14 protein-coding genes are annotated in these 15,612 nt (G+C 32.3%); 11 read left to right on the top strand and 3 right to left on the bottom strand.

Features of this window, described 5'->3' with window-relative positions; all coding sequences use genetic code 11:
• Nucleotides 1-4 precede the first annotated feature (4 nt).
• The 6 genes from BUA03_RS12015 to BUA03_RS12035 all read left to right on the top strand — a co-directional run bounded on the left by BUA03_RS12015 (nucleotide 5) and on the right by BUA03_RS12035 (nucleotide 4,493).
• Nucleotides 5-451, top strand: coding sequence for a response regulator (locus tag BUA03_RS12015; RefSeq protein ID WP_066082492.1), 447 nt, complete (start codon nucleotides 5-7; stop codon nucleotides 449-451).
• 1 nt (nucleotide 452) lies between these two features.
• Complete coding sequence (locus tag BUA03_RS12020) at nucleotides 453-2,237, top strand: CHASE3 domain-containing protein (RefSeq protein WP_066082494.1); 1,785 nt, start codon at nucleotides 453-455, stop codon at nucleotides 2,235-2,237.
• Nucleotides 2,238-3,080: 843 nt separating this feature from the next.
• On the top strand, nucleotides 3,081-3,203 hold the full coding sequence (locus BUA03_RS16535; RefSeq protein WP_245792647.1) for a lmo0937 family membrane protein: 123 nt from the start codon (nucleotides 3,081-3,083) through the stop codon (nucleotides 3,201-3,203).
• Between the two features lie 28 nt (nucleotides 3,204-3,231).
• Nucleotides 3,232-3,534: a YtxH domain-containing protein gene (locus tag BUA03_RS12025; RefSeq protein WP_066082496.1), complete on the top strand. Its 303-nt coding sequence runs from the start codon at nucleotides 3,232-3,234 to the stop codon at nucleotides 3,532-3,534.
• 158 nt (nucleotides 3,535-3,692) lie between these two features.
• Entirely contained in the window at nucleotides 3,693-3,935 is a 243-nt protein-coding gene (locus tag BUA03_RS16955) for a hypothetical protein (RefSeq protein WP_245792641.1), read from the top strand.
• Nucleotides 3,936-4,157: 222 nt separating this feature from the next.
• Nucleotides 4,158-4,493, top strand: coding sequence for a hypothetical protein (locus BUA03_RS12035; protein WP_066082498.1), 336 nt, complete (start codon nucleotides 4,158-4,160; stop codon nucleotides 4,491-4,493).
• 92 nt (nucleotides 4,494-4,585) lie between these two features.
• Here the strand turns inward: BUA03_RS12035 and prfA are convergent, their stop codons facing one another.
• The gene (prfA, locus tag BUA03_RS12040; protein WP_066082500.1) at nucleotides 4,586-5,662 is read right to left on the bottom strand and encodes a peptide chain release factor 1; all 1,077 of its coding nucleotides are present in this window, start codon (nucleotides 5,660-5,662) and stop codon (nucleotides 4,586-4,588) included.
• A gap of 412 nt (nucleotides 5,663-6,074) precedes the next feature.
• Here prfA and BUA03_RS12045 point away from each other — a divergent pair, with 412 nt between their 5' ends.
• The 3 genes from BUA03_RS12045 (at nucleotide 6,075) to BUA03_RS12065 (ending at nucleotide 10,706) form a co-directional block, all read left to right on the top strand.
• Complete coding sequence (locus BUA03_RS12045) at nucleotides 6,075-6,740, top strand: hypothetical protein (protein WP_139255655.1); 666 nt, start codon at nucleotides 6,075-6,077, stop codon at nucleotides 6,738-6,740.
• Nucleotides 6,741-7,109: 369 nt separating this feature from the next.
• The gene (locus BUA03_RS12050; RefSeq protein WP_066082504.1) at nucleotides 7,110-8,333 is read left to right on the top strand and encodes a porin family protein; all 1,224 of its coding nucleotides are present in this window, start codon (nucleotides 7,110-7,112) and stop codon (nucleotides 8,331-8,333) included.
• 1,287 nt (nucleotides 8,334-9,620) lie between these two features.
• Nucleotides 9,621-10,706 carry a YbjQ family protein gene (locus tag BUA03_RS12065; RefSeq protein WP_066082510.1) on the top strand — a complete coding sequence of 362 codons (1,086 nt, stop codon included), beginning with the start codon at nucleotides 9,621-9,623 and terminating at the stop codon, nucleotides 10,704-10,706.
• Nucleotides 10,707-11,423: 717 nt separating this feature from the next.
• On the opposite strand, the gene BUA03_RS12070 is transcribed toward BUA03_RS12065, so the two are convergent.
• Both BUA03_RS12070 and BUA03_RS12075 read right to left on the bottom strand, forming a co-directional pair.
• A complete protein-coding gene (locus tag BUA03_RS12070) occupies nucleotides 11,424-11,942 on the bottom strand; it encodes an SRPBCC family protein (protein ID WP_066082512.1) in 519 nt (172 codons plus the stop codon).
• 694 nt (nucleotides 11,943-12,636) lie between these two features.
• On the bottom strand, nucleotides 12,637-13,377 hold the full coding sequence (locus BUA03_RS12075) for a DUF3891 family protein (protein ID WP_066082514.1): 741 nt from the start codon (nucleotides 13,375-13,377) through the stop codon (nucleotides 12,637-12,639).
• Between the two features lie 459 nt (nucleotides 13,378-13,836).
• Between BUA03_RS12075 and BUA03_RS12080 the strand changes: the two genes are divergently transcribed.
• Both BUA03_RS12080 and BUA03_RS12085 read left to right on the top strand, forming a co-directional pair.
• Nucleotides 13,837-14,268 (top strand): hypothetical protein, encoded by a 432-nt coding sequence (locus tag BUA03_RS12080; protein WP_072675742.1) that lies wholly within the window; start codon nucleotides 13,837-13,839, stop codon nucleotides 14,266-14,268.
• Nucleotides 14,269-14,707: 439 nt separating this feature from the next.
• Entirely contained in the window at nucleotides 14,708-15,553 is an 846-nt protein-coding gene (locus BUA03_RS12085) for a formate/nitrite transporter family protein (protein WP_066082519.1), read from the top strand.
• The last annotated feature ends 59 nt before the right edge of the window (nucleotides 15,554-15,612 follow it).

Here is a 15,612-nt window from a genome sequence, read left to right on the forward strand (position 1 = left end):
TAATATGACTGCTGATTATATAAACATTTGCCTTGCAGACGATGACGAAGACGACAGGTTGTTTTTTACAGATGCCTTTGATGAATTAAAAATAAACACGAGAGTGAGTACTTTTAACGATGGCGTTGAACTAATGGATTATTTAAATCATTCGGATTCCGTTTTGCCTAACGTTTTATTTCTAGATTTAAATATGCCAAAAAAGAATGGCGTTGAATGTTTATTAGAAATAAAAAAAAATGAAAGACTCAACGATATAGCAATTGCCATCTACTCAACCTCATCGTCCGAGGAACATATTGAAGAGACCTTCATAAACGGCGCCAATATCTATATTAAAAAACCTAGCGATTTTGAGAATTTAAAAAAAATACTTTCGGAAGTAGTAACCATAAATTGGCAATACCACACTTCCGGTTTAAACAAAGATAATTTTTTAATGAGATTGTAAAATGAAATACATTCCACTTCATAAATCGCCGTTATTTTTAAAAATAATTTTTATAGTTTCAGTAGCAATTATATTTTTTATTGGCGGTATTACTTTCAAGCACATTACGGTTTTAAAAAAATCGTCAGCTTGGGTAAGTAACAGTTATGAGGTAAATATTGAACTTGAATGCCTGATTTCATATATAAAAGATGCCGAAACCGGACAAAGAGGTTATTTACTAAGTAAAGATGAAAGTTTTCTTACGCCATACAATAATTCAAAGAAGTTGGTAAAACAATCCTTTAAAAGAGTTTCTATACTAACGGCAAATAGCAGAACACAACAAAGCAATTTAAAAAAGCTGCTGTATTTTATCAATAAAAAACAAAACTATCTTTCTAAAACACTGTATCTTCATGAACTGGGGATGTATGACGAAAAAACATTTAAAAATAATTTAATTATTGAAAAAAAAACAATGGACTCTATTCGACTTAAAATAGAAGACATGATTAGTACGCAGAAAACGTTATTACAAAACAGACAACAGGATTATGAAGCAACGATGAATTATACGCCTTTGCTCATCTACTTAACACTTATAGTTACCTTAATTTTAATTACGATTGCTTTTATTAAAATGAATCGGGATTTAGTACTCCTAAGAAAAACAATCAATACGCTCTCTGTCGCAAATGAAGCCAATAATCTTGCTGAAATAGTTGGTGGTTTTGGAAGTTGGCACTTAAATTTAGAAACAAACCAATATACATTCTCTGATAACGAATACCGATTAATAGGTTGTGATCCTCAATCTTTTGAGGCTACTAGAGCGACCTTTTTGAAATTTGTACATCCTGATGATTTAGAATTTGTAAAACAAAACACCAGTAACATACTAAATGACAATGACCTTCCTCCTTTTACGTATCGAATTATCAGAAAAGACAATGAGATTCGCTATTTTAGAAGTTTAGGACGCATTGTTAATATTGCTTCCGGAAACAAGACCTTTATAGGGACTACAAGTGATGTAACCGAAGAAGTTTATGCTAAAAACCTTGTCGAAGAGCGGAACAGAGAATTAGAAAGCAGCAATAAAGAACTAACGGCTTTCAATTACATTGCGAGTCATGACTTACAAGAACCTTTGCGTAAAATTGAAATTTTTATGTCAAGATTAGTGAGTAAAGATTATGCCAATTTATCCCCAGCGGGGCAACAATACGTTGCGAGTATTCAATCCTCTGCAAACCGAATGCGGGTTCTTATTAAAGATTTACTGCATTTTTCAAGAATAAATAAAGCAGAAAAGATTTTTGAAGAAGCCGATTTAAATTATCTGCTTGAAACTGCAAAACACGAACTAGCGCCTACCATTGAAGAAAAGAAAGCACTTATTGAAAGCAATGAATTACCAACTTTAAACGTAATTCCATTCCAAATTCAGCAATTGTTCATCAATTTAATTAGTAACTCATTAAAATATAGTAAAGAAAATAGCAGTCCAACTATTAAAATTAACTGCGAAATGATTGATGCTCATGAAGCAGAAATACTGCCTGACAACAATATCAAATACTACAAGATTACGTTTAAAGACAATGGAATTGGTTTTGAGCAAGAGTATGCCACCAAGATTTTCATACTCTTTAATAGACTCCACAACAAAAATGAGTATCAAGGAACTGGAATTGGCTTGGCTATTTGCCAAAAAATCGTAGAAAATCACAAGGGATTCATCGTCGCAAAAGGAGAGCTTAATGTAGGTTCAACATTTACCGTTTACCTCCCGGCTGAATAAAAAGCACCCACAATTGAAGATTAAATTTCTGATCCGTTACTTCGCTCTTTTTTAAGCAGCGAATCTTAACATACGGTTCTATGCTAGGAAGAGAACAACAATGAAAGGATTTCCTATTGTTTCCACTCTCACGGTAAATGTAAATTACCATTGACACTCCGAAAAAAAGATACTATTAAAATCAGTTATTTTGTACTCTTTCAAAATAGAGAAGTAATGCATAGCAAGAGTCTTAGATTCCTTTCTACCACTGGAAAACATCTAAAAAAGCCATTACAAAATGGTATCATTGTAAACAAAAAACAACTTTTTTAGATTGATTTGATGCAATAATAAGATTTTGTACCAATCGAACACCCCAATTTAAATTATCCCCCATCTTTAAATTCTGTAATATAATTCGAAATTGCTGTAACAGAAAACTGCCACTAGCATTGCACCTTTGTAAAATAAGAAAAAAAAGTAAATCGTTTTAAAAATGAAATGCAAAAGACGAAGTAGTAACATTCAGTTTTAAAGTTCAACACCAAAAATTTAGAGTACAAAAATATTTTTTGCAATTCTACTCCTGTTTGTTTTCAGAATTACAAGTATGTAAAAGTCCAGCAAACAGTAGGGACACTAATTTCATATAAAATAATTCAGAACACAGCTAAAAGAGAAAAAGACCAATTTCTATATAGTTTGATTCTATTGCTAGCCAAACTGAAACGACAATTTTATTCATCATTTTTTGATGGGGTAAGTTTCACTTACGAACTAAAAAATTACATATAAAACTCAAATTGATTTTTTCAAATTTAAAGAAAACACAAATAGATCATGCATAATTTACTGTACATAATGGCTGCGGTCTTAGTACTACTCTGGGCGATAGGCTATTTTTATTACAACGCGGGCAGCAGCATTCATTTTTTATTGGTGCTAGCCGTACTGGTCATTTTAGTGTCAGTAATAAAAGAATAAAACAGTAAATAAACTAAAAAAAACAACAATGAAAGAGAGCAATTTGGCAATAACAATACTTGGCAGCATAGCAGTAGGAGCAGTTTTAGGAGTACTTTTCGCGCCAGCAAAAGGTTGTGAAACGAGAGGAGTAATCGGTGATAAAAGCACTACTGTTAAAAATACTCTTCTGAATTCATCCAAAAAAATAGCGAATGTCATTTCTCCAATTATAAGCGACCTCAAAAATGAATCCCGAAAAATTATTGGAAATAGTAAAGGGATCAACAAGGATGCGAAAACAAATTTAAATAATTTAAGAGACATTAATAAAGCTACGATTTTTGAATAAAACCGCTTTAAAAATTTCGCTTTTAATACGATACAATACCTCAATTTATTCTAAGCATCAATCCAACCAAAAATGATATAAAAAACACTTTCAACATCAAAGGAATACGTACAATAGCAGCCGTAGCGTTAGGTATTACAACGATCGGCGCACAAGAAGTGAAAAATTATGATCAAGGATTTCGTCTTGAATTTGGTATAAACGGAGGACTTCCGTTTGACAATCCTTACGACTACAATTTAGATGCTGATGCCAGAATCCAATATGATTTATCCAAAAAATATTCCGTAACACGTACCAGAGTATTCAGTACTATGTTTGTGTCTGGTAAAGACAATAATCTCGGTTACATCCCTGTAAAAGTTGGTTTTAAAGCGTTTGTGCTAAAAGACTACTTGTAATAATTGGGAGAAGCTGGCGCGGCTTTTGCTATGACAAACGGATAGAACAAAACCTCCTTATTATTGAGTCCGCCATTGGGTATGCCGCTAATGAAATTGACATTAGCTTAAAATGCGAACATTTCAATGACTTTTCAGTACTAAAAAAAGAAGTAATATAAGACGGGGTAGGCCAAATAGCCTTGAGACTGGCGTACAGGTCAAAATTATAATGCAACCAATATGAAAAACTTCATACACTTAGTAGGAATTCTTATTATCGCCAATGCGCTTCACTCTTGTGAAAGCAATGAAGAAAAAAAAGCCGAAGTAGTAACAAATAACTACATTCGTTTTATTGATTCCGTAACAACCAGCGGCACAAATGATGCGCTGACTAATTGGAATACCATTCAGAAATGTTATGAGAAAAAATCAAATGACCTCAATCTCCAAATTGATTTGCTAGAAGACAATACAATCTTTGATGCAAAAATTAATGCTGCCACATCAAAATATGAAACTTTCAGAAATCTGATTATGGAAAAAAAATTAAAACAAGAGGCAGGAAGTTTTTAATCAGAAAAGAGATTGCTGCTTAGAATTATAAAAAAACCAGCGGAAAATTATTTTCGCTGGTTTTTTATATTTATTAAATTCTAAATTACTTTTTAGAATACTTCACTTGCTTCTTTCAATTTCTCCATATTGTTTACTAACGCAAGTTCATCAACAATTTTCTGAATGTCACCATTCATAATATTTCCTAGATCATACAATGTCAATCCCACACGGTGATCCGTAACACGACCTTGTGCATAATTGTAGGTCCGAATTTTAGCGGAACGGTCACCAGAACTCACTTGAGACGTACGCTTGGTAGCATCTTCAGCTTGTTTTTTAGCTAATTCCTGCTCGTATAAACGGGAGCGCAACACACCAAAAGCCTTATCTTTATTCTTGTGCTGTGATTTCTGATCCTGACATTGAGCCACTAATCCTGTAGGAATGTGCGTCAAACGAACCGCAGATTTAGTCGTATTTACGGATTGTCCTCCAGGTCCTGACGAACAAAAGAAATCCACACGCACATCATTCATATCAATCTGCACATCGAATTCCTCTGCTTCTGGAAGCACCATTACTGTTGCTGCTGATGTATGGACACGGCCTTGTGTTTCTGTTTGAGGTACCCGTTGTACCCGGTGTACACCTGCTTCAAACTTCAAGGTTCCGTAAACATCCTCACCCGTAACTTCAAAAATCACCTCTTTGAAACCGCCAGAAGTTCCTTCATTCATATCCACCACAGATGTTCTCCAACCTCTGTTTTCACAATATTTTGTGTACATACGGAACAAATCCCCTGCAAAAATACTCGCTTCATCCCCACCCGTTCCGGCACGAATCTCCACCATAACATTCTTAGCATCTTCGGGATCTTTAGGAATCAACATAAATTTGATTTCGTCCTCTAATTCTGGCAATCTTTCCTTGGCTTCATCCAGTTGCATCTTGGCCATTTCGGTCATATCAGCATCACTGTTATCGGATATAATTTCGTTTGCTTCTTCGATATTCGCCATCAAAATTACGTATTCATCGCGTTTTTCAGCCAACGCTTTTAAACTTTTGTACTCTTGATTCAATTGCACATAACGCTTTTGATCCGAGATTACATCGGGCTGAATGATCAAATCCGAAATCTCATCAAAACGCTGTTTTACTATTTGCAGTCTATCTAACATATTCTAATCCTTTATTTGGAGTGCAAAATTACGAAATTTTTGTTTACCGTAGTATGTTTCAAGTTGAGATTGTAGTTGTGAGTTTTTAGGAGCTGTTTCCTGCTATGCGTTGCAATCTTTTTAATAATTTAGGCTGGAAGCCTTTGAAAGGCTTCTAGCCTAAATTATTAAAAAGGATTTTCACTGCTATCAGGGCTAGGAAATTTGCACTAAAAAAAGAACATATACGGTTTACCGTAAGTTTGTTACAATAAAAGGAATTAGTTTTGTTTGATGATTTTTTATCAGTATTTTCGGAATTAAATTATATATTTGTGAAGCACTGCTAACCTTTATATTTCTTAAACTAAAGGTGATACTTTAAATGGTCTGATAAAAACTATAAGACTTTTACTAAAATACAGACTAATTTATGAAACTATTGACTTATCTATTTTGTCTTTTCGCATTCCATACCATGTATTCCCAACACGTGTATCAATTTGATTGTGAAGTTCGATACCAATTTCAATCTAAATTGAAAAACGTAAGTGATACAAGAAGTTATCTAATCAATTCTAAAGACAATAGCTATTATGCTTTAAAAATCCCAATACGCAAAAATAAATATAAACTGATACTTATGGATTATGACGGTTTAATAGCACGACAAATTTTCAAAATAGAAGAATTGGAAAAATCAGGTGTAACCATAGCACTTTTTAATGCAAACTCTTACAGTAATCCCTATAAATACCAGATCAATACCTATGATTTTGAAAAACATAATGATTCTTTAATTGATGGGAAACGGTTAAACACTATCTACTTAGTGAGTACAAATGACCAATTAAAGAGAAATAAAAACACAGGTCATTATAAGTATTTAGTTGATCCAAGTTTTGAATTTTTACCTATGCTAGAGTTTTCAACTGCATATGAAATTTGGAAAGCGCGCAAAAATTATCCAAATGGACTGCTTACACAATTTTACATGTATAATGCAAAAAATGAGATTGTAAATTCATTATTATTTAAAGAAATAATATATCGGGACTTCAAAATTTCTTATTACAATTATGTACCTCAAAACCTATAAAAAACCAGCTTAGAACTTCGGATAATTAAACTGATTCGTTTGTCCAACAATTGAAAAAGACCAACGATAAAAAAATACTAAAAATAATTATAAGCGTATCAAGTACATTATTTTCTGTTTTATTAAGTTTTTTATAATTTATTTAATACCATCTAAATGATTCTCTTCAATGAAATAATCAGACACATTGTTTATCTATTTTTCTAAAATAACGACACCCCGATCGCTCAGATATACACAAATGCGTTTTTTAAAAAAATTCTAGTTCTAGCTTAAATTGTATATATTTACGCAGCACGTTACACACTCATATAAGTAGCTCAAATAACATTATGAGGCATTTTATCCTAAAAAAAATTAGAATTAACCATGAAAAAAAAATTACTATTACTTTTAATTATAATCTTAAGTTTTGATGCGTCGGCACAAATTTCCTTTGAAAAAGGATACTTTATTACAAATGCTGGAGAAAAAATTGATTGTCTCATCAAAAATATCGATTGGAGAAACAACCCCATGGATTTTGAATATCAGCTTGTACAAAACGGTACTTTGATGAATGAAAATATCAAATCCGTAAAAGAATTTGGAATTTACAATAACTCAAAATACATTAGAAGTACCGTTAGAATAGATAAATCTGGAAATAATATTAACAATTTTAGTGATGAAAAAAATCCAATATTTGTTGAAGAACAACTTTTTTTAAAAGTATTAATTGAAGGTAAATCTAATTTATACCAATATGAAAAAGGAAACTTACAACGATTCTTCTACAATAAAGATAATGGGAATATTGAACAGCTAGTTTTTAAAAATTTTAAAAATTATGAAAACAAAACAGGGGAGAACAATCAATTTAGACAGCAATTATGGAATGATTTAAAATGTCCTAGCTTTACACTTAATAAAATGACAAATTTAAAGTACCAAAAAAATAGTCTCATCGCTTATTTTATGGAGTACAATAAATGCAACAATTCAGAATTCATAAACTATGAAAACAAAGTTAAAAAAGATTTATTTAATTTATCCATTAGACCGCGTTTGAATAACTCCTCTTTCTTTGTAGAGGATCTTGTTTCTAACTCTCCTGATATAGATTTTGGAAATAAATTAGGATTTAGCTTTGGTGTTGAAGCGGAATTTATATTACCCTTCAATAGGAATAAATGGGCTTTAACCATTGAACCAATTTATCAGAATTTCAAATCCGAAAAAGCAGTTAATGGAAGCTTCTTTTCTGGTCGAGAACAAATTGCAACTGCTAATTACAATTACATTGAGATTCCAATAAGTGTACGACATTACTTTTTTCTCAATAACAATGGTAAAGTTTTTATCAATGCTTCATACATAATCGCTATCAGTTCAAATTCATCACTTGAATTTACAAGTCCTCCCAATATCTTTTCCAAATCTGTAGAACTTGTAACTCGACGCAATTTTGGTTTCGGTGTAGGATATAAATTTAAGAACAAATACAGCTTGGAGATGCGTTTACAAACTAGCACAAACATTGTGGCAGATTATGGTTATTGGGATTCAAATTATAAAACATCATCGTTAATATTTGGATATACGCTATTTTAAAAATTACCAGATCGCTCACATAGACATAATAGTGAGGCAGTTTTGCAAACGGTGCCTAGAACAATGAGCAAATAAACAACAGCTTCTCCAGCTAGCGTGAGTATAGCAAAACACGAACGCTAGTGCGAGAGTCCCGGTCGTACAAACAAATAAAAGCAAGAAAATACAAAAAAAAGATTACACTTTTGCCAATAGTTCCAAAATAGAATAAAAGATGAAAGGAAGATACGCGCACGAATAGGTTGGCATTCATTGAAAAAACATACTTAAATATGTATAAATTTATGACTAGTAGAAATTTGATAATTATAAATTTTGTAATTGTATCCTTCTTTATTTTAATATACTTACTTAATTATTTTAAAATAGATTTTGTTTTAATTGGAGTTTTTAAAGAATTACTGACAATACCCTTTGTGATTGCACAAGTAGTTTTTTTAGCTATCGGACTGAGATATTTAATAAAAAATCAAAGGAGTTTCTTATTGATGTTTAGTTTTTTATTATTAGCTATCTGTACCTTTATCACAATTAGAAGTTTTTTTTAAGACACAAAAAAACAAAACTATTTGCTAGTTTAAGAAATACCAAACTATTTGCGAAACTTTTCGTTCAATATGGATAGTAAATTTTGAGAAATAAAAACAGTTCTTTATTCAATCCTAATGCGAGCGTCCCGCTCGTCCCACAAACAAAAACAATAACCTTTTTCTATATTTAAGTTAAATTAAAAGAGTAAAAATTATCGTAATAATGACCAAACATTTTATTGAATAAAATAGAAGTACAAGCTGAACAATCCCACCAAATGCCATTAAGTTAAGGATTTTATTTCTCGGGCTGAATGATCAAATCCGAAATCTCATCATAACGCTGTTTTACTATTTGCAGTCCATCTAAAATATTCTAATCCTTTATTTGGAGTGCAAAATGACGAAATTTTTGTTTACCGTAGTATGTTTCAAGTTGAGATTGTAGTTGTGAGTTTTTAGGAGCTGTTTCCTGCTATGCGTTGCAATCTTTTTAATAGTTTAGGCTGGAAGCCTTCGAAAGGCTTCCAGCCTAAACTATTAAAAAGGATTTTCACTGCTATCAGGGCTAGGAAATTTGTACTAAAAAAAGAACATTTACGGTTTACAGTAAAGTTATTAAAATTAAAGGAATTACTTTTAGCTAATCAATTTTTATCAGTCTTTTCGGAAATAATTTATATATTTGAGAATGAATAAGTAATGTCGTTGTGCGTCCTTATGGTACTTCAAATAGAAAATCAAAAAAATTTTAATCATGACAAATCCTAAAGATATTTTAGTAATAACAACTTCATCTGTGGAAAGCATAAAAATTAAAAAATATTTAAAACCTGTCTCAGCTCATATTGTTGCAGGGACAAATTTATTTAGTGACTTTTTTGGAGGATTAACAGACGTATTTGGTGGTCGTTCAAGTACATATCAAAACCAACTTTCCTCACTTTATAATGAAGCAATTGAGCGAATTAAACACAATGCACACGAAATCGGAGGAAATTGTGTTATTGGTTTAAGTATCGATATGGACGAGATTTCTGGAAAGGGAAAGTCTATGTTTATGTTAACGGCAGTTGGAACTGCAGTTGTAATTGAAAAAGAAGAAAAACCAAATTCAATCACGACTACAAAACTTGAAAACGTTGGTTTTGAAAAAATAAATAGTTTAAGAAAACGAAAAAACATAATCTTTAATGCAACCAACAACACTTTAGATTATGATGAAGAAACTTGGAGTTTTATTAATTCAAATCAAGTTACTGAAATCTTTCCTTTAGTATTAAAATGGTATAATAATACTATTATAAACTTTCAATCAACTGAAGAATTATATAAAAAATTTCATAATAATTTCGTTTCATACGTTGACAATTTTGATGATGAAACCAAAATTAAAATTTTATATGATACGATTGAGAATGAAAAGAATGAACAAATATCACTTTATTTATCAAAAGTAATAAAGGAGCTCCATCTCTATGATTATAACTTTTGTATCCATCTGCTAAAACATACTGACTTTGTGAAGCAGAAAGTTGGATTAAGAATAGTGAGTTGTGATAAATCTTATTATGATAAAACAGATATTTTAGAGTTCGAAAAATTGAAATCAATTATAAGTATTACCTTCAAAGAAAGAGGAGAAAGAATAATGAAAAAACAACTTCTTTCTTCAAAAGAAAAAGAAGCGTGGATTTGTGAATGTAGCAAAACTAATGAAATAGAATATTGTGGTGGATGTCATAAAGATATATATGGATTTACACAGAATGAGCTTAATCCGGAAAAAATTGTTCCATACATTGACGAGAAAATAGAATTGATAAAAGAATACGTAAAATAGAGACGCATAAGAGTTGAGGCCTCGTTGGGCATGCAAAACCCGTAGCTGGCGCGAGCTTTACCCGCTCTGCGAAGTATAAATAAGTCGTAACAGTTAGATTTAATCGTGATTGCTCTGCGAAGTCTCCTGACTTCGTAGCCATTCCAGCGATCAAGAAGCACCAGATCTACGGAGGTTTCCCAGGCTAGCGCGAGCTTTACAAATAAAGCAGAACAATAGTACGAACTCAATGTATTTTAGTTACCGAAATAGTTGGGAATTTTCGAGTTTATTTTATAGATCCGACAAATCAGGAATGGTTAAAAGTGAGCAACTAACCAAGATTCCTCCTTTGTCGGAATGACAATGTTGGAGAAATAAAATTTTTACCTTAATGACATTGCGCGCGAGCTGGGATTTTATTTGAAATCAATCAAGTAAAAGTAATTTGATGTTTATGTTTATTAAATGTTCATATTTGAAAGATACGTTTTCATACTTTTTTAACCTAAGTCAAAGTTATGAGCACAGATGGTTCCGTCCCTTGGCTTCGGGATCGGGAGGCATCCGAAAATACCATAAAAGAAATGTGATAATTTGTAAAGAACATTAGTCAAAAGCACTTACTGCTAAGTTATTGAAGGTTAACCAGCAAGTTGGCTCTGACAGTTTTAGTTTTTGATAAAAATAAAAAAAATAAAATTATTCCGATTAGCTCAAGTACTTCTTGTAAAAAAATTATCGTTCCAGATTCTCTTTCAACGTTACTAAACTAGTAGCAATGTCGGTACCTATTAATTTTTCGAGATTTAAAAAATAAATGATAACATTCAGTGGGAAATTATAATGACTACTAAAAGTCCAAGTAACTTTTGTCTCCTTTTCATTAATTTCTGTTAGTGCGATCGAAGCAAAGGACTTTAGAGGTACAGGTTTTGTAAATTGGATATTACAGCAAATTTCATCGCCTTCTATTATTTTTGAAATGGTTTGCGTTCCCGTACCAATACTATTTATTTTGCTACTCCATGAATAGGTAAAACCAACTTCGCCATCAGTTCCAGAATAAGACTTTACAGTATTTGGGTCTTTTCTATTGTAATAACTATACTCGTTTTGATTTCTAAGTAATTTGATATAACTAAAAATTTGTTGTTTTGGTCTTTCAACATTTATTTCTCTAACAATTAAATAATCATTCTTTAAATAAGATCCTAAAACAATTATTGCTACGGCTATTAATACTATTACAATCATACTTTTTTTATAAATTTAATCAATTGATTTTAATTTTGAATCAATATCTTGAATATAAAACTTACGCAATAATTCACTTAGGCTTAAAATAATTATAAAAGCGTACCCTAAAATATACTAAAATTAGTTTTTACACTACCCACTGTTGCGGATTTGCAATCCGTGCCCACACCAATGAGCAAATAACTAAACTTCACCGTTGTCATTAAACCCAGCGAGGAAATTTCGCTACTTGCTCACTTGCTGAGATTCCTCGTTGGTCGGAATGACAAAATAAACTCGACAATTCTTAACTATTACGTTGCCTTCATGACATTGCGCGCGAGGTGGGGATTTAATCAACATCAGTTAAGTAAAGGCAATTTGAGGTTTTTGTTATTTCAGTAGTATAGTGCCAATATACACTTATTTCAATTGTACTAGATTATTCTGCAAAAGTTCTTATAAAAACCATACGAAGTGTGTAGCCCTGATGGTAGCGGCATCCTCGCAGCGCAGCGGAGAGATACAGCGCACAGCAGGAGTATTCGTTCTTTAAAAAAATCACATTGACTGCTCCTAAAAAACAGTAAACACATGCCGTTCGTAAGTCGCTCTCCGAAGTGTTTCTTGCGTAAAGTTGCAATTGCTCTGTAGTTTATCAAGACCCTTTTTTGCTTTCGAGCAGACCTAGTCGAACGCTGGAACCTTTAAATCATTTTGAAAACAGAAATTCTTCTCTCTGTACGGGAGTCCTTTCACAGATTTCATTAAAATCTTGGATGGAATTAAAGTGTAATTGCTCGATTATTTTATATTCATAGAACACCTTAAAGGAATCCTTCTTAAACACCCATGGTGTTACCGTAATTTCATTTTTGGCTTTATAAAAAGTTTGGCTCATAACACCATCGGGGCTTTTAGCTATTTCCATCTTTCTGCCTTCGAGTTGTATTTTATCCATGCATATCAGAAGCGAAAAAGCATCGCACCACTGCACAAAGCGATACAAACGCTCTGCATACTTTTTATTGATGTCTAAATGTTTTAGAATATCTTTACGGTTTTTTTCTTGCTCTTTTAAAAAGGTGTCTAATTTTTTATCCTCACTATCGCTTGTATCACCAAAAATAAAATTGATATGCAAAGAAGTGAGCAAGGCATTCAACTGACACTTTGAAGTGGCCATTTCCATCACATTTAGGTATTGCTTTAAATCTGTTTTTTTAGAATCATCATGTACCCTAAAATGTCGAGGTGCACCTGCTTCCGTAAGATTTTTAATTGCTAATGTTTCGGCAACACCATCATCATGCTCGGCAATGGTAATGAGGGTAGGTACCATTATCTCATTCGGCAAATCAATATCATATTGGTAAGCCAACATAGCAGCTAGCAGGCCGTGGGATCGCTGGTTGATAATTTTCCAACCTTTTTGATGGGATTCAACAATCATAATTTAAAATGTGTTGGTCATAATTATTTTCATAAACTAGACTGGATTCCAATCTATAAATCAGGGTCCAAATCAAATATAGTGAAAATTCTTTAAAATCCTTGGTAGTGGTGCGTTCTTTAAATCGTAAATTTAAGCTGGATCTGATGTTGGTTGGAAATATAAAATAATTGATTTCTAATTGATTGCAGTAGGCTTAACTACTGAAAATATTTTTGAGGATCCTGAAAATACTTTTATTAAATGGTTATCTTTCCATCAAATTTATGATTCATAGTGCAACTGCTACAAGTTTGAGGATTTACTAGCATTAGTTCTCTGAACTATTCCATCTTTTAAAGGAGCGGTGGCTTTAAAAAGTCTCCCGACTCAGTCTATGAAAGTTCTTTCCACTTAAAATTCGCGCTTGTTGTATGACTTAATCCAACTTTTAAAAAACATTACGCTAAAAATAATTTTATGAAGTCAATCTACACCATTCTAATTTTAATGTTCACTTTAACAGCATCTTCTCAATCGAATAGTGTCTTTGGTGCTTATGCGCTTACACTTGCGACTAAGGAAAATGATGTATTTGAATATAAATTGACTTTATCTCAAGATGGCACCTTTTACTTTCACTATTATTCCAATATTAAAAGAGGCATTCCACCGGAAAAACACACATACGGAAAAGGGACTTGGAGCGAGCAAAAGAATGTGATTTCATTTCTTGCCGATAAGAAATCTGATTTTGATGCGAAACACACGTTGGACTTTACAAACTCTAAGGCTAGATTTATAATTAAATCTCCAAGAAACAAAACGGATAGCGTAATTAAAACAAGACTTACATTCGTAGCATCTGATATTTTTTGGTTGAAAAATATTGCTATGATTAAACTAGATTAAAACGTTTTATAGATCAACCAATCTAATTATCAGGCACTACTTTTTAAAAGGTACTATCGCTGCATGAGCCGTCCCACTTTTATGTTCTCTCATAAAAACTACGAGTACTATGAACAATTGATTGCTTTGGTTCCCAATCCAAAATGAAACAACAAAAGGAACTTTTAACTTTTGATAAAAAATACTATCTTTATTCTACTAAAGTGTCTCACATAGATTTAAATAAGACAAAAGAGATCTAAAAATTAAAGCCTATTTTATATTTTTCAAGTGACTAAATAGCAAATAAAAAAGGGAAGAAAAGATATAGAATTAGGCAAAAAGGGACCATACAGCAGCACTAATTTCGACCCTGTTGTCTGTACAAAATCTTGGCTTATTTTATTTATTCGCGACTTTCTTTACACATCGAATCGTGAAGTAGCTAAACAAAAAAAAGATGAAAACTGAAACTAAAAAGCAAGAAAAATTCCAAAAGGATTTAGAAAAAAAATCAAAGGAAATTGACGGTGTCAGTGAGTATCGTGATATTTTAAGTCGAGTAATTCATGAGGGTGAAGAGATCTTCAAGATCAATAGTAAAGCATTGACGCTAAGTGCTGTTATTGCAGGACTTGAAATAGGATTTAGCTATTTCCTCCTTTGTACTCTTTACTATTTGTTATCAGGAAAAGTAGAAGAGACAACTATTTTTAAATTACTTAGTGTGGTCTATCCAGTAGGATTTATAATGGTTATTCTCGGAAAGTCGGCTCTTTTTACGGAACAAACTTCCGTTTTGACCTTACCGGTATTAAATGGTCAAAGAACGATCTGGGAATTACTTCGGATTTGGGGATTCGTTGTTTTGGGGAACGTCGTTGGAGGAATTTTATTCACATTGTTTATTGGCTTTCTTGCCCCACATTTAAGTTTATTTACGCATGAAACCATGGTAAGCATAGGAAGTCACGTAATTCACTATGATGCCTGGGTCCTCTTTTTAAGTGCCATTGTTGCTGGCTGGTTAATGGGTTTATTGAACTGGTTATTGAACAGTACCTTAAATTCACTCACACGCATTTTCCTTATTTTTATGATCACTGGTGTCATCGGTTTTGGAGGCTTTCACCATAGTATTGTAGGTAACATTGAAGTGTTTGGAGCCTTTTTACATTCAGAAACGATTACGTTTTTAGACTACTTATGGTTTTTAGTTCTCGCTTTATTAGGCAATGCGATTGGCGGTGCTATTGTAGTGGGACTTTTCAAATACAGAATTTTCGAATCAAACTATGCCAATTGAAAGTACAGCAAAACGCGCTGAAGTAGGTCTCTTTGTAGCTTGTGATTATTTTACGTTCT

The sequence above is a fragment of the Flavobacterium fryxellicola genome (assembly GCF_900143245.1).
GTDB classification, from domain to species: Bacteria; Bacteroidota; Bacteroidia; order Flavobacteriales; family Flavobacteriaceae; genus Flavobacterium; species Flavobacterium fryxellicola.